Source organism: Microbacterium soli (assembly GCF_039539005.1).
Taxonomy (GTDB): domain Bacteria; phylum Actinomycetota; class Actinomycetes; order Actinomycetales; family Microbacteriaceae; genus Microbacterium; species Microbacterium soli.
This window is the reverse complement of sequence record NZ_BAABCP010000001.1, coordinates 2,536,410-2,554,248: the sequence shown is the minus strand read 5'-3', so window position 1 is coordinate 2,554,248 and position 17,839 is coordinate 2,536,410. Positions and strand designations below refer to the sequence as shown.

General features: G+C 69.0%; 13 protein-coding genes and 2 tRNA genes. 3 read left to right on the top strand and 12 right to left on the bottom strand.

Annotated features, from left to right (window positions below):
- Genes ABD770_RS12045 through ileS form a run of 3 tightly spaced genes read right to left on the bottom strand, consistent with a single transcriptional unit; the run spans position 1 to position 5,110 of the window.
- The gene (locus ABD770_RS12045; RefSeq protein WP_344819805.1) at positions 1 to 378 is read right to left on the bottom strand and encodes a DUF4233 domain-containing protein; all 378 of its coding nucleotides are present in this window, start codon (positions 376 to 378) and stop codon (positions 1 to 3) included.
- On the bottom strand, positions 375 to 1,727 hold the full coding sequence (locus ABD770_RS12040) for a bifunctional folylpolyglutamate synthase/dihydrofolate synthase (protein ID WP_344819804.1): 1,353 nt from the start codon (positions 1,725 to 1,727) through the stop codon (positions 375 to 377). The genes ABD770_RS12045 and ABD770_RS12040 overlap by 4 nt, the downstream gene beginning before the upstream one ends.
- On the bottom strand, positions 1,727 to 5,110 hold the full coding sequence (gene ileS, locus ABD770_RS12035) for an isoleucine--tRNA ligase (protein WP_344819803.1): 3,384 nt from the start codon (positions 5,108 to 5,110) through the stop codon (positions 1,727 to 1,729). The genes ABD770_RS12040 and ileS overlap by 1 nt, the downstream gene beginning before the upstream one ends.
- 372 nt (positions 5,111 to 5,482) lie before the next feature.
- Between ileS and valS the strand changes: the two genes are divergently transcribed.
- Together valS and ABD770_RS12025 are read left to right on the top strand one after the other, a co-directional pair.
- Positions 5,483 to 8,080 (top strand): valine--tRNA ligase, encoded by a 2,598-nt coding sequence (gene valS / locus ABD770_RS12030; RefSeq protein ID WP_344819802.1) that lies wholly within the window; start codon positions 5,483 to 5,485, stop codon positions 8,078 to 8,080.
- On the top strand, positions 8,080 to 8,295 hold the full coding sequence (locus ABD770_RS12025; RefSeq protein ID WP_344819801.1) for a hypothetical protein: 216 nt from the start codon (positions 8,080 to 8,082) through the stop codon (positions 8,293 to 8,295). The genes valS and ABD770_RS12025 overlap by 1 nt, the downstream gene beginning before the upstream one ends.
- Positions 8,296 to 8,493: 198 nt before the next feature.
- On the opposite strand, the gene clpX is transcribed toward ABD770_RS12025, so the two are convergent.
- From clpX to ABD770_RS11980, 9 genes are all read right to left on the bottom strand, one after another.
- Positions 8,494 to 9,762: an ATP-dependent Clp protease ATP-binding subunit ClpX gene (gene clpX / locus ABD770_RS12020; protein ID WP_344819800.1), complete on the bottom strand. Its 1,269-nt coding sequence runs from the start codon at positions 9,760 to 9,762 to the stop codon at positions 8,494 to 8,496.
- A gap of 149 nt (positions 9,763 to 9,911) precedes the next feature.
- Positions 9,912 to 10,778, bottom strand: a complete 867-nt coding sequence (locus ABD770_RS12015) for an aldehyde dehydrogenase family protein (RefSeq protein WP_344819799.1) — start codon at positions 10,776 to 10,778, stop codon at positions 9,912 to 9,914.
- Positions 10,775 to 12,217 (bottom strand): aldehyde dehydrogenase family protein, encoded by a 1,443-nt coding sequence (locus ABD770_RS12010; RefSeq protein WP_344819798.1) that lies wholly within the window; start codon positions 12,215 to 12,217, stop codon positions 10,775 to 10,777. Before ABD770_RS12010 ends, ABD770_RS12015 begins: the two co-directional genes overlap by 4 nt.
- Before the next feature lie 10 nt (positions 12,218 to 12,227).
- A complete protein-coding gene (gene deoC, locus ABD770_RS12005; protein ID WP_344819797.1) occupies positions 12,228 to 13,229 on the bottom strand; it encodes a deoxyribose-phosphate aldolase in 1,002 nt (333 codons plus the stop codon).
- On the bottom strand, positions 13,226 to 14,161 hold the full coding sequence (locus ABD770_RS12000) for a sugar-binding transcriptional regulator (protein WP_344819796.1): 936 nt from the start codon (positions 14,159 to 14,161) through the stop codon (positions 13,226 to 13,228). The genes deoC and ABD770_RS12000 overlap by 4 nt, the downstream gene beginning before the upstream one ends.
- 194 nt (positions 14,162 to 14,355) lie before the next feature.
- Complete coding sequence (locus tag ABD770_RS11995; protein WP_344819795.1) at positions 14,356 to 14,997, bottom strand: ATP-dependent Clp protease proteolytic subunit; 642 nt, start codon at positions 14,995 to 14,997, stop codon at positions 14,356 to 14,358.
- Positions 14,998 to 15,012: 15 nt separating this feature from the next.
- A complete protein-coding gene (locus tag ABD770_RS11990; RefSeq protein ID WP_344819794.1) occupies positions 15,013 to 15,603 on the bottom strand; it encodes an ATP-dependent Clp protease proteolytic subunit in 591 nt (196 codons plus the stop codon).
- Positions 15,604 to 15,938: 335 nt separating this feature from the next.
- Positions 15,939 to 17,426 (bottom strand): trigger factor, encoded by a 1,488-nt coding sequence (gene tig / locus ABD770_RS11985; RefSeq protein WP_344819793.1) that lies wholly within the window; start codon positions 17,424 to 17,426, stop codon positions 15,939 to 15,941.
- Between the two features lie 60 nt (positions 17,427 to 17,486).
- Positions 17,487 to 17,563 (bottom strand) — tRNA-Pro (locus tag ABD770_RS11980).
- Between the two features lie 101 nt (positions 17,564 to 17,664).
- Here ABD770_RS11980 and ABD770_RS11975 point away from each other — a divergent pair.
- Positions 17,665 to 17,735 (top strand) — tRNA-Gly (locus ABD770_RS11975).
- The last annotated feature ends 104 nt before the right edge of the window (positions 17,736 to 17,839 follow it).

Genomic DNA, 17,839 nt, shown 5'->3' with positions numbered 1-17,839 from the left:
TCATTCGCTCCCTGTCTGGGTTGTTCTGCGGTCCATCCGGGCCCCCACGATCGTCGCATACCCCCACATGCCGCCGAAAATCAGGGCGACCAGGGCGATGGCGGGCACCAGCACGGCGGAGGCCAGAACCACGCCCTGCAGCACCCACCCGGTCACCACGGCGCCCGGACGGGCGATCGCTCCGGCCAGCATGATCATCACGAGCCCCAGCACGGCGCCCCCGACGATGCCCCACCATGGCGGGATGCCCTCGGGCAGCGCCTTGAGCCCGTACACCGTCAGGCCCGCCAGGAACACGACGATCGCCTCGAACCCCAGCACGATGGCGCCGAGCTTCTGCGCGAGCGTACGCGGTGCACGCGTCCTGCCGCCGCTCATCCGCGCCACCCGCTCTTCCAGTCCTCCTCCTCGGAGAGCAGCAGTGCCTCTCCCGCGAGCACGATGGAGCCGGCGATCACCACGGCGCGCCGCTCTGAGGCGGACGCCCATTCCCGAGCCGCGTCCACGGCCTCGGCCAGCGAGGGGTGCACGCCGGCACGGCGTCCGCGCGCCTCGACGAGGTCGGCGATGGCATCCGCATCCGCCGCCCGGACGGAATCCGGCGCCGTCGCGAACACCTCGGCGACCGCCGGCAGCAGCGTGTCGACGATCCCCGCGGTGTCCTTGTCGGCGAAGATGCCCAGCACGAGTCCCCACTCATCGAAGTCGAAGCTGTCGGCCAGCGACTGCGCGAGGGCGGCGGCGCCGTGCGGATTGTGGGCGGCGTCCACGATGACCGTCGGCGCGACGCCGACGAGCTGAAGGCGACCGGGCGAGGTGGCCCCCTGCAGACCCTCTGTGATGATGTCTCCCGCGATGCGCTGCACGCCACCCCCGATCAGCGACTCCACGGCGACGACGGCGAGGGCCGCGTTGTGGCCCTGGTGGGCGCCGTACAGCGGCAGGTACTCGTCGGCATACTCCCCGGCGAGCCCACGGATGCTGATCATCTGACCGCCGACGGCGAGCCTCTGCGCCGACAGCCCGAAGTCCTCCCCCTCGAACGCGATGCTCGCCCCTTTCTCGGAGGCCACGCGGCGCAGGACGGCCGCGGCCTCCGGCCGCTGCTCCGCCGAGACGACGGCCGCGCCGTCCTTGATGATCCCCGACTTGACCTCGGCGATCGCCTCGATCGTGTCGCCCAGCCGGTCGACGTGATCCATGTCGATCGGGGCGAACACCGCCACGTCGCCGTCCGCGGTGTTCGTGGAGTCCCACGAGCCGCCCATTCCGACCTCGAGCACGAGGACGTCGACGGGCGCATCGGCCGCTGCGACGAACGCGAGCACGGTGAGCAGTTCGAAGAACGTCAGCGGCTCGTCGCCGGCGGCGGAGAGCTCGGCGTCCACGATCCCGACGAACGGCTCGATCTCATCCCAGGCATCCGCGACGGCAGCGTCCGCGACCGGTTCCCCGTCGATCATGATGCGCTCCGTGAAGCGCTTCAGGTGCGGACTGGTGAACAGCCCGGTGCGCAGGCCGTGCGCGCGCAGCAGGCTCTCGACCATCCGGGCTGTGGAGGTCTTGCCGTTGGTGCCGGTGATGTGCACGACCCGGTAGGTGCGCTGAGGGTCGTCGAGCAGCGTGAGGATGCGCGCCACTCGTTCCTTCCTCGGCTGCACCCAGCGCTCCCCCGCGCGCTCCAGCAGCAGCTCGTAGACGGCGTCCGCCCGCTGCCGGTCGGTCATCACGAGGCCCTGCCGGTCCTGGCGACGGCGACGGTGAACGCTCCCGCATTGGCGTACGTCCCCGCGGCGACGTCGGCCTCGAACTCGGGATCCGCGGAGACGTCGCCGAGCTCCCGGTGCACCCCCGTGCCCGAGCGCACGGCATACGCGGTCGCAAGGGTCTCCCCCGCGATATCGGCGATCTCGAACGCCGAGGCGACGTCCGCGGCATCCGACTCCTCCTCGAAGGTCAGCACCAGGCGGATCCTGTCGCTGACCTCGAAGCCGGCCTTCTTGCGCGAGTCCTGCACTGCCCGGATCACATCGCGGGCGAGGCCCTCCGCCTCCAGCTCGGGCGTGGTGGTCACATCCAGCAGCACGAACCCGCCGCCGGGCACGACGGCGAGAGCCTCCCCCTCCGGTCTGCCGGTGGTCTCCAGCACGAGGTCGTACTCTCCGGGCTGCAGGGCGACGCCGCCGACGACGATCTCGCCCTTCCACTCCCGCCACTGCCCGCTCTTGGCCGCCGCGATCACGCGCTGCACGTCCTTGCCGAGCCGGGGTCCGGCGGCACGGGCGTTGACGGTGAGCCGATGGCTGATGCCGTACTCCTCCGCGGTGCTCTCGCCGAGCGGCACGAACTCGACGGCCTTCACATTGAGCTCGTCGCGAAGGATGTCCTCGAACTGCGCGAGGTCCGCCGCGACTGGGGAGACGGCCGTCAACCGTGCCAGCGGCAGGCGCACGCGCAGCTTCTCCCGTTTGCGCAGCGCGTTGCCGACGCTGCTGAGCTCCCTCACGGCGTCCATGGCGTCGCGCACGTCGTCGGCCGCGGGGAACGCGGACGCGTCGGGCCAGTCGGTCAGGTGCACGCTGCGTCCGCCGGTGAGTCCCTGCCATACGCGCTCGCTGATCAGCGGCACGAGCGGCGCCGCGACTCGCGTGAGCGTCTCCAGCACGGTGTACAGCGTGTCGAAGGCCTCGCGACTGCGGGGATCCTCGGTGACGCCCTCCCAGAAGCGGTCACGGGAACGGCGGATGTACCAGTTCGTCAGCACCTCGGCGAAATCGCGCAGGCGAGCGGATGCCGTGGTGGAGTCCAGCCCCTCCAGGTCGGCGCGCACCTGTCGGACGAGGTCCCCGAGCCGGGCGAGGATGTAGCGGTCCAGGACATCGGTGGAGTCCGTGCGCCACGTGGCCTCGTACCCGCCGTCCTGCGCGGCGTTGGCGTAGGTCGCGAAGAAGTACCACGAGTTCCACAGCGGCAGGAGGAACTCGCGCACGCCGGCGCGGATGCCCTCCTCCGTGACGGCGAGGTTGCCGCCCCGCAGCACCGAGCTGGACATGAGGAACCAGCGCATGGCGTCCGAGCCGTCACGGTCCAGTACCTCGCTGACATCCGGGTAGTTGCGCAGCGACTTGGACATCTTGTACCCGTCGGAGCCCAGCACGATGCCATGGCAGCTGACCCCCGTGAACGCCGGGCGGTCGAACAGCGCCGTGGAGAGCACGTGCATGACGTAGAACCAGCCGCGGGTCTGCCCGATGTACTCCACGATGAAGTCGGCGGGGGCGTGCGTGTCGAACCACTCCTGGTTCTCGAACGGGTAGTGCACCTGCGCGTACGGCATCGAGCCGGAGTCGAACCACACGTCGAAGACGTCCTCGATGCGGCGCATCGTCGACTTCCCGGTCGGGTCGTCGGGGTTCGGGCGGGTCAGCTCGTCGATGTACGGCCGGTGCAGGTCGACCTCGCCCTCGGGATTGCGCGGAAGCGTGCCGAAGTCGCGCTCCAGCTCCTCGAGCGACCCATAGGCATCCACGCGCGGGTGCTCCGGGTCGTCGCTCTTCCAGATCGGGATGGGCGAGCCCCAGTAGCGGTTGCGGCTGATGGACCAGTCCCGCGCGCCCTCGAGCCACTTGCCGAACTGGCCGTGCTTGACGTTCTCGGGCACCCACGTGATCTGCTCATTGCCTGCGAGCATCCGGTCCTTGATGTCCGTGACACGGATGAACCAGCTCGAGACGGCCTTGTAGATGAGGGGGTTCCGGCAGCGCCAGCAGTGCGGGTAGGAGTGCACGTAGCTCTGCTCGCGCAGCAGACGTCCGCGTTCGGTCAGCAGGCGGATGAGAGGCCGGTTGGCGTCCGACCACAGTCGGCCGGCGACATCGGTGACGGTGGGCAGGAATTTCCCCCCCTCGTCGAGCGAGAGGATGGTGGGGATCCCTGCCGCGTTGCTCACGCGCTGGTCGTCCTCACCGTACGCGGGCGCCTGGTGCACGATGCCGGTGCCGTCGGTGGTCGTGACGTAGTCGTCGACGAGGATGCGCCAGGCCCGCTCGGTGCCCCAGGTCTCGGCATCCGCGTAGTAGTCGAACAGCCTGTCGTACGTGACGTCCTCGAGCTCCTTGCCGACCACGGTTCTCTCGACGGCGGCGAGCGCGTCGTCGGCGGAGTCGTAGCCGAGGTCCTTCGCGTAGCCGCCCAGCAGGTCACGGGCCAGCAGGTACCGGTGCGCGGCGGTCTCGGCGGGGTCGTCTCCGGCCACGACATCCGCGGCGCCGTCGGGACCGGCCGGGACGACGACGTACTCGATCTCGGGTCCGACGACGAGCGCGAGGTTCGTCGGCAGCGTCCACGGCGTGGTCGTCCAGGCGAGGGCGCGCACGGCGGTGAGTCCGAGCGACTCGGCCTTCGCACCCGTCAACGGGAAGGTGACGGTGACCGAGGGGTCCTGACGATCCTGGTACACGTCGTCGTCCATGCGCAGCTCGTGCGCGGAAAGCGGTGTCTCGTCGCGCCAGCAGTACGGCAGCACGCGGTAGCCCTCGTAGGCCAGGCCCTTGTCGTAGAGCGTCTTGAACGCCCAGAGCACGCTCTCCATGTAGCCGAGGTCGAGAGTCTTGTATCCGCGCTCGAAGTCCACCCAGCGGGCCTGGCGGGTGACGTAGTCCTGCCACTCGCGCGTGTAGGCGAGCACCGATTCGCGCGCCTTCGCGTTGAAGACGTCGATGCCCATGTCCTCGATCTGGCTCTTCTCGGTGATGCCGAGCTGCTTCATCGCCTCCAGTTCGGCGGGCAGACCGTGGGTGTCCCATCCGAACACGCGGTCGACCTTCTTGCCGAGCATGGTCTGGAAGCGCGGGAAGAGATCCTTGGCGTACCCGGTGAGCAGGTGCCCGTAGTGCGGCAGGCCGTTCGCGAACGGCGGGCCGTCGTAGAAGACCCACTCGTCGGCGCCTTCGCGCTGCGCGACGGAGGCGCGGAACGTGTCGTCGGCCTTCCAGTACTCGAGCACCTCGGTCTCGATCTCGGGGAAGCGCGGACTGGGGCTCACTGCGGCCTCGCCGAAGGCGGCGCCGGGGCGGGAACCTGAGGATGTCGAGGGGCGGGGGTAGGTCATGTGAGCTCGCTCGGTCGTGGTCGGATGCCGCTTGCCGGGACGACCCTTGTTCTCACGCGGACCGCGGTACCACCCGGCGTGCGGCGCCTCCCGGCGACGCCCCTCTCACTGCGGCTGTGACGGGCCTGCCCCGCTCGGTTCTACTGGGCCTGACGACTGTTCTTCCGAGAGCTCCCCGGTGATGGCCGGATCACTGCTGCTCCGCTCATTGTACCCGCCCCGCGCCGCGTGCGAAGCGCGCAGACCGCGGCGGGCGCGCACCGGCATCCGTGCGGCGGGCGAACCCTCCCGGCACAGCCGGGTAGACTCGTGGCACGCTCACACTCAGGCACGCTCACACGGTGCCGCACACATCGCGCAAGGAGACCCTTCATGGCCGCGTCCGCATCGAACCAGATCCCCGACAAGCCCGCGCTGGAAGGTCTCGAGGCGAAGTGGGGTGAGCGCTGGGCCGAGCAGGGGACGTTCCTCTTCGACCGTGCCCGTGCCGCCGAGTCCGGACGCGACGGCGTGTACTCGATCGACACGCCCCCGCCCACGGCATCCGGCAGCCTGCACATCGGCCACGTGTTCTCGTACACGCACACCGACATCAAGGCGCGCTTCGAGCGCATGCGCGGCAAGAACGTGTTCTATCCGATGGGCTGGGACGACAACGGCCTGCCCACCGAGCGCCGCGTGCAGAACTACTACGGTGTGCGGTGCGATCCCACCCTGCCCTACGACCCCGACTTCACTCCGCCGTTCGAGGGCGGCACCAACAAGTCGACCCGTGCGGCCGACCAGGTCCCCATCAGCCGACGCAACTTCATCGAGCTGTGCGAGAAGCTCACGATCGAGGACGAGAAGCAGTTCGAGGCCTTGTTCCGCCAGCTGGGGCTCAGCGTCGACTGGACGCAGACCTACCGCACCATCTCCGACGCGACGATCCGCCAGAGCCAGCTGGCCTTCCTGCGCGGTCTGGAGCGCGGTGAGGCATACCAGTCCCTGGCGCCGACGCTGTGGGACATCGACTTCCGCTCCGCGATCGCGCAGGCCGAACTCGAGGACCGCGAGCAGCAGGCCTCCTACCACCGGCTGGCCTTCCACCGCACCGACGGCAGCGGCGACATCCACATCGAGACCACCCGCCCCGAGCTGCTGGCCGCCTGTGTGGCGCTCGTGGCCCACCCCGACGACGAGCGCTACCAGCCGTATTTCGGCTCCACCGTGCGCACGCCGATCTTCGACGTCGAGGTCCCGGTGCTCGCGCACCACCTCGCCCAGCCCGACAAGGGCTCCGGCATCGCCATGATCTGCACGTTCGGCGACGTGACCGACATCGTGTGGTGGCGGGAGCTGGATCTGCCCAACCGCACGATCCTGGGCAAGGACGGCCGCGTGATCGCCGACGCGCCCGAGGTCATCGTGTCGGATGCCGGGAAGGCGGCGTACGCGCAGCTCGCGGGCAAGACCGTGTTCAGCGCGCGCAAGGCGATCGTGGAGCTGCTGGGCGAGTCCGGCGAGCTCATCGAGGTGGGCAAGCCCTTCAACCACGCGGTGAAGTTCTTCGAGAAGGGCGACCGGCCGCTGGAGATCGTGTCCACCCGCCAGTGGTACATCCGCAACGGCGCACGCGACGAGCACCTGCGCGACGAACTGCTCGAGCACGGCCGGCGGATGGCCTGGCATCCGGACTTCATGCGCGTGCGCTATGAGAACTGGGTGGGCGGCCTGACCGGCGACTGGCTCATCTCCCGACAGCGCTTCTTCGGCGTGCCGATCCCGGTCTGGTACGCGCTGGACGAGAACGGCGAGCGCGACTACGACCGGGTGCTCACTCCGGCCCACGACGAGCTTCCGATCGATCCGACCAGTTCCGTACCGGCCGGGTACACCGAGGAGCAGCGCGGCATACCGGGCGGGTTCGATGCCGAGCAGGACATCTTCGACACCTGGGCCACCTCCTCCCTCACGCCGCAGCTGGCCGGCGGCTGGCAGCGCGACGAGGAGCTGTGGAACCTGGTGGCGCCGTTCGACCTGCGCCCGCAGGGCCAGGACATCATCCGCACCTGGCTGTTCTCCACCATGCTGCGCTCCACGCTCGAGGACCAGCGCGCCCCGTGGAGCAACGCCGCCATCTCCGGGTTCATCGTGGACCCCGACCGCAAGAAGATGTCCAAGTCGAAGGGGAACGTCGTCACCCCGGCGGACATCCTCGACAAGCACGGGTCGGACGCCGTGCGCTACTGGTCCGCATCCAGCCGGCTCGGCATGGACGCCGCCTTCGACCCGCAGAACCCCACGCAGGTGAAGATCGGCCGCAGGCTCGCCATCAAGATCCTCAACGCGGCGAAGTTCGTGCTGTCGTTCCCCGTCCCGGAGGATGCGCGGATCACCCACGCGCTGGACGCCTCGATGCTGGCCACCCTCGACGAGGTGATCCGCGAGGCGACGACCGCGTACGAGGACTACGACCAGGCCAAGGCCCTGGAGGTGACCGAGTCGTTCTTCTGGACGTTCTGCGACGACTACCTCGAGCTCGTCAAGGAGCGCGCCTACGATCAGGCCGACCCCGGCCAGGCATCCGCCGCCCTCGCGCTGCACGTGGCGCTGTCCGCCCTGCTGCGGCTGCTCGCGCCGATCGTGTCGTTCGCGACGGAGGAGGCGTGGAGCTGGTTCGAGGAGGGCTCGATCCACACCGCGGCGTGGCCCGAGCCCGGAGCCGTGAGCCTGCCGGATGCCGACCCCGATGTGCTGGCGACGGCGAGTGCCGCGCTCATCGGCATCCGTCGTGCGAAGACCGAGGCGAAGGCGTCGCAGAAGACTCCGGTGTCCACCGCGACCATCTCCGCCCCGGCGGAGAGGATCGCGGCGCTGCGTGCGGCGGCGGACGATCTGCGCGCGGTCGGTCGCATCGCCGAGCTGAGCTTCGCGGAAGCCGACGAGCTGTCGGTCACCGCGATCGAACTCGCACCGGTGGAGCAGTGATGCAGCTCGGGACGCGCTGGGCCACCGGGACGCAGCCACCGGCATCCGTACCGGCCGAGCTGCGCCCCGCGATCGCCGACCTGGAGGCGCGCGGGCTCAGCGGGCACTGGACCCTCACCTGGTTGGAGGGTCGCCCGCTGGCGGAACTGGATGCCGGATGGGAGGTCCTCCTGGACGCAGCCGGAGAGGTCGTCTCCCGCCCGTTCCAGGACTGAGGGTCGGCGCCTCGGCGCCTGACCCCCGGCCCTCACCGTCCCGGCGCCGCCGTGCGTCCGCTTCGTGTGCGCGGCACGGGCTCGGTGATGACCGAGGCCTGAGCATCCGGCGCGTTCTCACAGAAACGCACCACTCCGCAGCAATCCGGCTCGGACCTGCGAGGTTGTGCGCACTTCTGCGGGTTCGTGCGGCGAGTCTCAGGCGCTCTTGCGCTTGCGCGTCATGACCACGGTGGGAGCGGCCCCGTCCTCGACGGCGGCTTTGGTGACGATGACCTTGGTGACGTCCTCCGCCGAGGGGATCTCGAACATGATCGGGCCCAGCACGTCTTCGAGGATCGCCCGCAGGCCGCGGGCGCCGGTCTTGCGGAGCACGGCGAGGTCGGCGATGGCGCGCAGCGCGTCCTCCTCGAACTCCAGAACGACGCCGTCGATCTCGAACATGCGCTGATACTGCTTGACGAGCGCGTTCCGGGGCCCGGTGAGGATGTCGATGAGGGCGTCCTGATCCAGCGGCGACACGGAGGTGACCACGGGCAGTCGGCCGATGAACTCCGGGATCAGCCCGAACTTGTGCAGGTCCTCGGGGAGCACCTCGCTGAACAGATCGAGATCCTTGTCCTTGTCGTGCAGCGGTGCGCCGAAGCCGACGCCGTGCTTGCCGACACGGGCCGAGATGATGTCCTCGAGCCCCGCGAACGCGCCGGCGACGATGAACAGCACGTTCGTCGTGTCGATCTGCAGGAACTCCTGGTGCGGATGCTTGCGTCCGCCCTGCGGCGGGACGGAGGCCACCGTGCCCTCGAGGATCTTCAGCAGCGCCTGCTGCACGCCCTCCCCCGACACGTCGCGGGTGATGGAGGGGTTCTCGGCCTTGCGGGCGATCTTGTCGATCTCGTCGATGTAGATGATGCCGGTCTCGGCGCGCTTGACGTCGTAGTCCGCGGCCTGCAGCAGCTTGAGGAGGATGTTCTCGACGTCCTCGCCGACGTATCCGGCCTCGGTGAGCGCCGTGGCATCCGCCACCGCGAACGGCACGTTCAATCGCTTGGCCAGTGTCTGGGCGAGGTACGTCTTGCCGCATCCGGTCGGGCCCAGCATGAGGATGTTGCTCTTGGCGACCTCGACCTCCTCCGCCCGCTGCTCGGCGGGCTGGATGGTGCCGCGGGCGCGTACGCGCTTGTAGTGGTTGTAGACCGCCACGGCCAGGGACCGCTTCGCGTCGTCCTGACCGACCACGTACTCCTCGAGGAAGGCGTGGATCTCCCGGGGCTTGGGCAGTTCGAAGTCGGCGACCGGGCCGGTGCCGGCCTCCGCCATCCGCTCCTCGATGATCTCGTTGCACAGCTCGACGCACTCGTCGCAGATGTACACGCCGGGGCCGGCGATCAGCTGCTGCACCTGCTTCTGGCTCTTGCCGCAGAAAGAGCATTTGAACAGGTCAGCGCTCTCACCGATGCGTGCCATGCGCGTCCTCCTCGAAGCGAGCGGCCAGGCGGGGTCCTGATGCCGTCATTCGAGCCTAACCGTCTGCACCGACACCGGGGCGCATTGGCGCGCAGCGCGTGCGGCCCGGCATGCTGATGTCGGATGGTGCCCCGGCATCCGGTCTCACGTCACACCATGGACTTCGTGTGCCACACGGTCTTGGTCTCGGTGAGCGCCGTGATGCGGTCCAGGCTCTGCTCGACGGCGCCGTTCGACCCCACGCCGGGCCGCAGCACGCGTTTGAGGGTGTCGGCGGCGGCGATCTCCAGGTCGACCCAGTCCAGGTCGCCCGCGCCCGCGAGATCGAGGGCGTCGACATCGGCGTGCGAGGCGAGCCACGGAGTGATCTCCGCCGGCGAGCCGGTCAGCACGTTCACGACTCCCCCGGGCACGTCGCTGGTCGCGAGCACCTCGGCCAGGCTGATGGCGGAGAGCGGGAACCGCTCGCTGGCGATCACGACGACGGTGTTGCCGGTGACCAGCGCCGGGGCGATGACGGACACCAGGCCCAGCAGTGCGGAGTCCTGCGGCGCCACGATCGCGACGACCCCGGTGGGCTCGGGCACCGAGATGTTGAAGTAGGGGCCCGCGACGGGGTTGGCGTTGCCGCCCACCTGCGCGTACTTGTCGCACCATCCCGCGTACCAGACCCACAGGTCGATCGCGGCATCCACCTGTGCGCCGGCCGCCGCGGCCGTGGCGCCCTCCTGGCCGACGATCTCGTCGACGAACTGGGCGCGGCGCCCCTCCAGGATCTCCGCGACCCGGTACAGCACCTGCCCGCGGTTGTAGGCCGTGGCACCCGACCAGCCCTTCACGGCCGCCCGCGCGGCGACCACGGCATCCCTGGCGTCCTTGCGCGACGCCTTGGCGGCGTTGGCGAGGAAGGCGCCCTCGGCGGAGAGCACCTCATAGGTGCGCCCTGACTCGCTGCGCGGGAACGCCCCGCCGATCGCGAGCTTGTACGTCTTCGGAACGGTCAGTCGTGCGCTCATGCCGATGCTCCCTTGAGGTACGCGGTCAGGCCATGACGGCCGCCTTCGCGCCCGTAGCCGGATTCCTTGTAGCCGCCGAACGGGCTCGACGGGTCGAAGCGGTTGAAGGTGTTCGCCCACACCACTCCGGCCCGCAACCGGTCGGCGACGGCGAGGATGCGGGATCCCTTGTCACTCCAGATGCCGGCCGACAGACCGTACGGCGTGTTGTTGGCCTTCGCGATCGCCTCGGCCGGTGTGCGGAAGGTCAGCACCGACAGCACGGGTCCGAAGATCTCGTCGCGGGCGATGCGGCTGGACGCCTCGACGCCGGTGAAGATCGTCGGGGCGAACCAGAAGCCCTTCTCCGGGATCGCGCAGTCCGCGCTCCAGCGCTCCGCGCCCTCGGCCTCGCCGATGTCGCTGAGCTCGCGGATGCGGGCGAGCTGAGCCGCGGAGTTGATGGCGCCGATGTCGGTGTTCTTGTCCAGCGGATCACCGAGGCGCAGCGTCGACAGGCGATGCTTGAGGCGGTCGACGACGTCGTCGTGGATCGACTCCTGCACGAGCAGTCGGCTGCCCGCGCAGCACACGTGCCCCTGATTGAAGAAGATGCCGTTCACGATGCCCTCGACGGCCTGATCGATGGGCGCGTCGTCGAACACGATGTTCGCGGCCTTGCCGCCGAGCTCGAGCGTCACGCGCTTGTCGGTGCCCGCGATGGCCTTCGCGATGTCTCGACCGACGGCCGTGGATCCGGTGAAGGCCACCTTGTCCACATAGGCGTGACGCACGAGAGCGGCTCCGGGGGCACCCGCACCCGTGATGATGTTCACGACGCCCGCCGGCAGGTCGGCCTGCTGCAGGATCTCGGCGAAGATGAGCGCGGTCAGGGGTGTGGTCTCGGCGGGCTTGAGCACCACCGTGTTGCCGGCGGCGAGGGCCGGTGCGAGCTTCCATGCCAGCATGAGCAGCGGGAAGTTCCACGGGATGACCTGCCCCGCCACGCCCAGCGACTTCGGGTTCGCGCCGAGACCCGCATAGTCGAGCTTGTCGGCCCAACCCGCGTAGTAGAAGAACCAGGCCGCGACCAGGGGCACGTCGACGTCACGGCTCTCCTTGATCGGCTTGCCGTTGTCCAGACTCTCCGCGACGGCCAGCTCACGGGCGCGCTCCTGAACGAGGCGGGCGACGCGGAACAGGTACTTGCCCCGGTCGCGTCCGCTCATCTTCGACCACACCTTGTCGTACGCCCGCCGGGCGGCTGCGACGGCGCGATCGACGTCCTCATCGGATGCCGAGGAGATCTCGGCGATGCGGCTCTCGTCGGCGGGGGAGATGGTGTGGAAGGAGGGACCGGAGCCGTCGACGAACTCCCCGTCGATGAACAGTCCGTAGCTGTCCTTGAGCTTCAGGATCGCTGTGGATTCAGGGGCGGGAGCGTATTCCAGGAATGACATATGAGGCTCCTCAGTCGATGGTGACGTAGTCGGCACCGGAGTAGTGCCCGGTGATGGTCTTCTGGCGCTGCAGCAGGACGTCGTTGAGCAGACTCGACGCGCCGAAACGGAACAGATGCGGCTGCAGCCATTCCTCGCCCGCGGTCTCGGCGACCGTGACGAGGTAGCGGATCGCGTCCTTCGACGAGCGGATGCCGCCGGCGGGCTTCACACCGATCCTCTCCCCCGTCGCACGATGCCAGTCCCGCACGGTCTCGAGCATGAGCAGGGTGGTGGGCAGGGTCGCCGCGGGCTGCACCTTGCCGGTGGACGTCTTGATGAAGTCGCCTCCCGCGAGGATCGACAGCCAGGAGGCGCGCTTGATGTTGTCGTAGGTGTTCAGCTCGCCGGTCTCCATGATGACCTTGAGCGAGGCGTAGCTGCCGTCCTCGCGCCGACAGGCCTCTTTCACCCGCGCAATCTGGTCGAACACCAACCCGTAGCGCCCCTCGAGGAACGCTCCGCGATCGATGACCATGTCGATCTCGTCGGCGCCCGCGGCCACGGCATCCGCGGTGTCGGCCAGCTTGACGTCGACAGACGCGCGACCGGACGGGAAGGCCGTCGCGACGGCGGCGACGGAGATGCGCCCCTCGTCGGGGTCGCCGTGCAGGTCGCCGAGCGCCTCGACCGCGTGGCCGACCATGTCGCCGTACACGCACACCGCCGCAACCCGCGGGGTGGTCGGGTCCGAAGCATCCGGATTCTTGGCCTTCGCGACCAGGGAGCGCACCTTGCCCGCCGTATCAGCGCCCTCGAGCGTGGTGAGGTCGATCAGCGAGATGACCTTGTCCAGCGCCCAGGCCTTCGAGGTGGCCTTGATCGAGCGCGTGCCGAGGGCGGCCGCGCGCTGTTCCAGCCCGACCGCGTCCACACCGGGCAGTCCGTGCAGGAAACGACGCAGGGTCGCGTCATCGGGCTCACCGCCCAGGACGTCGACGGCGGTGCGTCGGGCGAGTTCCGTGGTCGTCATGTCTCCTCCAGAAGTGCCAGGGCGGTGGGTTCGTCGGTCACCAGAACAGTGCAGAGGCCGTTGCTGACGACTGTACGCGCGATGTCGTGCTTGGCGATGCCCGCGGTGACGAAGATGGATCGGGGCGACGCGCGCACCCGGTCGAGGCCGACACCGAGGGTGCGCGCATCCAGCTGCGGGTCGACGATGTTCCCGTCGGCGTCGATGTAGCGGCCGAGCAGATCCCCCACTGCGCCGCGCCGTGCGAGCTCGGCGATGTCATCGGCGGTCAGGTAGCCGTTCTCCACATGAGCGGATGCCGGATCGCACGGCCCCGCGGTGAACAGGAAGGTGTCCGCACCCGCGGCCCGCTCGAGGATGGCGGCGACGGTGCGGTCCGCTTCGACGGCCCGCTTGGTCTCGATGCGCTCCAGGATCGCCGGACTCGGCAGCAGCACGGCCTGCCCCTCACCGCGCTGGGCGATGGTGACGGCGACGGATGCCGCGCCGCCGGCCCTCCGGTTCACACTCACTCCGCCGTTGGCCTGCACGACGGTGACGCCGTGCGCCCACCCGTCGGGCAGTGCGTCGGCGACGGCGGTGAGCGTGCGCCCCCAGCTGACGGCCAGCGTGCGCGGGACGGGACGCAGCGCCGTGAGCAGGTCGGCGGCGGCGCGGGCGACGCGCTCCAGCACCGCGCCGGGATCGTCGGACGCAGGGACGACGACGGCATCCGTCAATCCGAACCGACCGAGGAGAGCACGCTCCAGGCCCAGCCGTCGGGCACGCGGATGCACGATCTCGATGCGCACGATCCCGCGCTCGCGAGCCTGGAGCAGCAGTCTGCCGACCTTCCACCGGGAGATGCCGAGGAGTGCGCCGATCTCGTCCTGCGTGCGATTCTCGTCGTACGAGAGCTCGGCCGCGCGCACCATGAGAAGTTCGTCGTCCATGACATCCTCCTTCCGTATCCAGCTTAGGAGTGCACCGACGTACGCGCGCCATGATGCTCAAATGAGCAGCACGAGTCATGGAATCCGCGCATCCGCGGCCCCCTCGTGCGGAGCCGGCGCGAAGCGCACGCCGCGGACACGACGACGGGCGGCCCGGTTCCGCAGAACCGAGCCGCCCTCGTGAGATGACGTGCTCAGGCGCGCTTGCGCGAGGTGAGCACCTGGTCGACGATGCCGTACTCCTTGGCCTGCTCGGCGGAGAGGATGTTGTCGCGATCGATGTCGCGGTTGACCTTCTCCACCGCCTGACCGGTGTGGCGCGCCATGGTCTCCTCAAGCCACGTACGCATGCGCATGATCTCGTTGGCCTGGATCTCGATGTCGGATGCCTGGCCCTGACCGGCCTCGCCCATCGCCGGCTGGTGCATGAGCACGCGCGCGTTGGGCAGCGCGAGGCGCTTGCCGGGGGCCCCGGCCGCCAGCAGCACGGACGCCGCGGACGCCGCCTGCCCGAGGACGACGGTCTGGATCTGCGGCGCCACGTACTGCATGGTGTCGTAGATGGCCGTCATCGCAGTGAAGGAACCACCGGGCGAGTTGATGTACATCGTGATGTCGCGCTCGGCGTCCTGGCTCTCCAGGACCAGCAGCTGCGCCATGACATCATCGGCCGAGGCGTCGTCGACCTGCACGCCGAGGAAGATCACGCGATCCTCGAACAGCTTGTTGTACGGGTCCTGGCGCTTGAAGCCGTAGGCCGTGCGCTCCTCGAACTGCGGCAGCACGTAGCGGCTGGAGGGCAGGTTCCCGGCAGCGCGGAAGGTGGGTGTGTACATGTGCGTCGTCCTGCCTTACTTGTCCGCGCCGGTGCCACCGCCGCCGTGCACGTCGCTGGCGTGCTCGCGGATGTGGTCGACGAATCCGTACTCCAGTGCCTCGTCGGCGGTGAACCAGCGGTCGCGGTCGCCGTCCTCGTTGATCTGCTCGACGGTCTTCCCGGTCTGGCCCGCGGTGATCTCCGCGAGGCGCTGCTTCATCGAGAGGATGAGGTTGGCCTGCGTCTGGATGTCGCTGGCGGTGCCGCCGAAGCCACCGTGCGGCTGGTGCATGAGCACGCGGGCGTTCGGAGTGATGTAGCGCTTGCCCTTCGTACCGCTGGTCAGCAGCAGCTGACCCATGGAGGCGGCCATGCCGATGCCGACCGTCACGATGTCGTTCGGCACGAACTGCATGGTGTCATAGATCGCCATGCCTGCGGTGATCGAGCCGCCGGGCGAGTTGATGTAGAGGTAGATGTCCTTCTCAGGATCCTCGGCGGCGAGAAGGAGGATCTTCGCGCAGATCTCGTTCGCGTTCTCATCGCGCACCTCAGAGCCCAGCCAGATGATGCGGTCCTTGAGCAGTCTGTCGAAGACGCTCGTCGCGACCAGGGGTTCAGCCATGTCAGCTCCTGCTTCCGTGTTTCGGTGATTCGAATCTACCGGCGACAACGCGGGTGCTCGGCCGTGTTCGCCCTGAGCACAGAGCGTGTCATCCGCCGCGCGGATCCAGCAGTTCGGCGGCGTATCCGGTGACGGAGCGGGTGTAACGCCTCCGGTGCGGCGCGAGCGCCGTCCGCACGACGGATGCCGCCGTCAGCGTCACCACGATCCTGGCGGACGGCACCCACCCGGCGCTGCGGGTCGCCGGTCGTCACTCACAGCTGTCACGTCTTCTCCCGGATACGGAGAAGGCGGATGCCGCAGCATCCGCCTTCTCACCGGACTGGTCGCCGTGATCACTCGGCCTTGCCGGCCTCGTCCTTCTTCGCGGCCGGCTTCTTGGCCGGAGCCTTCTTCGCGGCAGGCTTCTCGGCCGCGGACTTCTCGGCGTCAGGGGCCTTCTTCGCAGGGGCCTTCTTCGCAGGGGCCTTCTTGGCAGGCTTCTCCTCGGCGGGAGCCTCCTCGGCGGAGGCCTCTTCGGTCTCCTCCGCGCCGTCGGCCTCGTCGACGTCGCCGATGAACTCGGAGAGATCGACCACGGCCCCCTTGCTGTCGACGACCTTGACCTTGCCCAGCACCGAGGCGAGGGCCTTGTTGCGGGCGATCTCACCGACGAGAGCCGGCAGCTGACCGGCGCCCTGGAGTGCCTCGACGAACTCCTGCGGGGCCATGCCGTACTGCGCGGCCGACTGCACGATGTACTGGCTCAGCTCCTCCTGGGAGACCTGCACGTCCGCACCCTCGGCGATGGTGTCCAGCAGCACCTGCGTACGGAACTGCTTCTCGCTGGCCTCGGCGACCTCGGCACGGTGCACGTCGTCGTCCAGGCGGTTCTCGTTCTCGAGGTGCGTGTGCACCTCGTCCTCGATGAGCTGCGGAGGAACGGGGATCTCGACCTTCTCGAGCAGCGTCTCGAGCAGCTGGTCGCGGGCGGCCGCACCCTGGGTGAACACGCCCTGCTGCCCGACGCGCTCGGCGAGGCTGTCGCGCAGCTCGGCGATGGTGTCGAACTCGGAGGCCATCTGCGCGAAGTCGTCATCGGCCTCGGGAAGCTCGCGCTCCTTGACCGCCTTGACGGTGACGGAGACCTCCGCCTCCTCCCCGGCGTGGTCTCCCCCAACGAGCTTGGAGCGGAACGTGGTCTGCTCACCGGCGGTCAGCGAGTCGATCGCCTCGTCGATGCCCTCCAGCAGCTCACCGGAGCCGACCTCGTAGGAGACGCCGTCAGCGCGGTCGATCTCGGCGTCGTCGATCGTGGCGACGAGGTCCAGCTCGACGAAGTCGCCCTTGGCCGCCGGACGGTCGACGGGGATCAGCGTCCCGAAGCGGGCGCGGAGGCTGTCCAGCTCGGCGTCGATGGCGGCGGCGTCGGTCTCGACGGCGTCGACGGTGATGGTGATGTCCTCGAAGGACGGCACCTCGATCTCCGGGCGCACATCGACCTCGATGTCGACGAGCAGGTCGCCGGAGAAGTCCTTCTCGTTCGGCCACTGGGTGATGTCGGCCGATGGGCGACCCACGATGCGCACACCGTGCTCGGCCGCGGCCTCACGGAAGAAGCGGTCCAGGCCCTCGTTGACGGCATGCTCCATGACCGCGCCGCGCCCGATGCGCTGATCGATGATCGGCGCCGGCACCTTGCCCTTGCGGAAGCCCGGGACCTGGACGTCCTGCGCGATGTGCTCGTACGCGTGCTTGATGCTGGGCCCCAGATCCTCGGGGGTGACCGTGATGCTGAGCTTGACCCGGGTCGGGGACAGCTTCTCGACGGTGCTGTTGGCCATACTGGTGTGTTCTCCTTGTGGTTTCCGCGCGGACGGCACGGGCATGAAGTCTGGCGGCCGTGGTCGGGGCGACAGGATTTGAACCTGCGACCTCCCGCTCCCAAAGCGGGCGCTCTACCAAGCTGAGCTACGCCCCGGCTTGAACCCGCGCGGGAACGGCCTCATCGAGTCTAACGGACAAGAGCGCTCGCTCCGTCCGCTATGCTTTACGAGGTGCTCTGCTCGGCAGGACACCAGCGGGGCTGTAGCTTAATGGTAAAGCCTTAGTCTTCCAAACTAATGACGCGGGTTCGATTCCCGTCAGCCCCTCCGCTCCCCGGCCTCGGCGCGGTACCCGCGTGCGCGCCGTCTCCTCCTCATCCAGTCCTCATCCAGGACCTCGCCGCGCTTCGTCCCCTCGAGATCCCTCCGAT

What these genes read in the sequence shown, in the direction of transcription:
- ABD770_RS12045 (WP_344819805.1), bottom strand. Translation starts at nt 378, where the DNA reads ATGAGCGGCGGCAGGACGCGTGCACCGCGTACGCTCGCGCAGAAGCTC.
- ABD770_RS12040 (WP_344819804.1), bottom strand. Translation starts at nt 1,727, where the DNA reads ATGACCGACCGGCAGCGGGCGGACGCCGTCTACGAGCTGCTGCTGGAG.
- ileS (WP_344819803.1), bottom strand. Translation starts at nt 5,110, where the DNA reads ATGACCTACCCCCGCCCCTCGACATCCTCAGGTTCCCGCCCCGGCGCC.
- valS (WP_344819802.1), top strand. Translation starts at nt 5,483, where the DNA reads ATGGCCGCGTCCGCATCGAACCAGATCCCCGACAAGCCCGCGCTGGAA.
- ABD770_RS12025 (WP_344819801.1), top strand. Translation starts at nt 8,080, where the DNA reads ATGCAGCTCGGGACGCGCTGGGCCACCGGGACGCAGCCACCGGCATCC.
- clpX (WP_344819800.1), bottom strand. Translation starts at nt 9,762, where the DNA reads ATGGCACGCATCGGTGAGAGCGCTGACCTGTTCAAATGCTCTTTCTGC.
- ABD770_RS12015 (WP_344819799.1), bottom strand. Translation starts at nt 10,778, where the DNA reads ATGAGCGCACGACTGACCGTTCCGAAGACGTACAAGCTCGCGATCGGC.
- ABD770_RS12010 (WP_344819798.1), bottom strand. Translation starts at nt 12,217, where the DNA reads ATGTCATTCCTGGAATACGCTCCCGCCCCTGAATCCACAGCGATCCTG.
- deoC (WP_344819797.1), bottom strand. Translation starts at nt 13,229, where the DNA reads ATGACGACCACGGAACTCGCCCGACGCACCGCCGTCGACGTCCTGGGC.
- ABD770_RS12000 (WP_344819796.1), bottom strand. Translation starts at nt 14,161, where the DNA reads ATGGACGACGAACTTCTCATGGTGCGCGCGGCCGAGCTCTCGTACGAC.
- ABD770_RS11995 (WP_344819795.1), bottom strand. Translation starts at nt 14,997, where the DNA reads ATGTACACACCCACCTTCCGCGCTGCCGGGAACCTGCCCTCCAGCCGC.
- ABD770_RS11990 (WP_344819794.1), bottom strand. Translation starts at nt 15,603, where the DNA reads ATGGCTGAACCCCTGGTCGCGACGAGCGTCTTCGACAGACTGCTCAAG.
- tig (WP_344819793.1), bottom strand. Translation starts at nt 17,426, where the DNA reads ATGGCCAACAGCACCGTCGAGAAGCTGTCCCCGACCCGGGTCAAGCTC.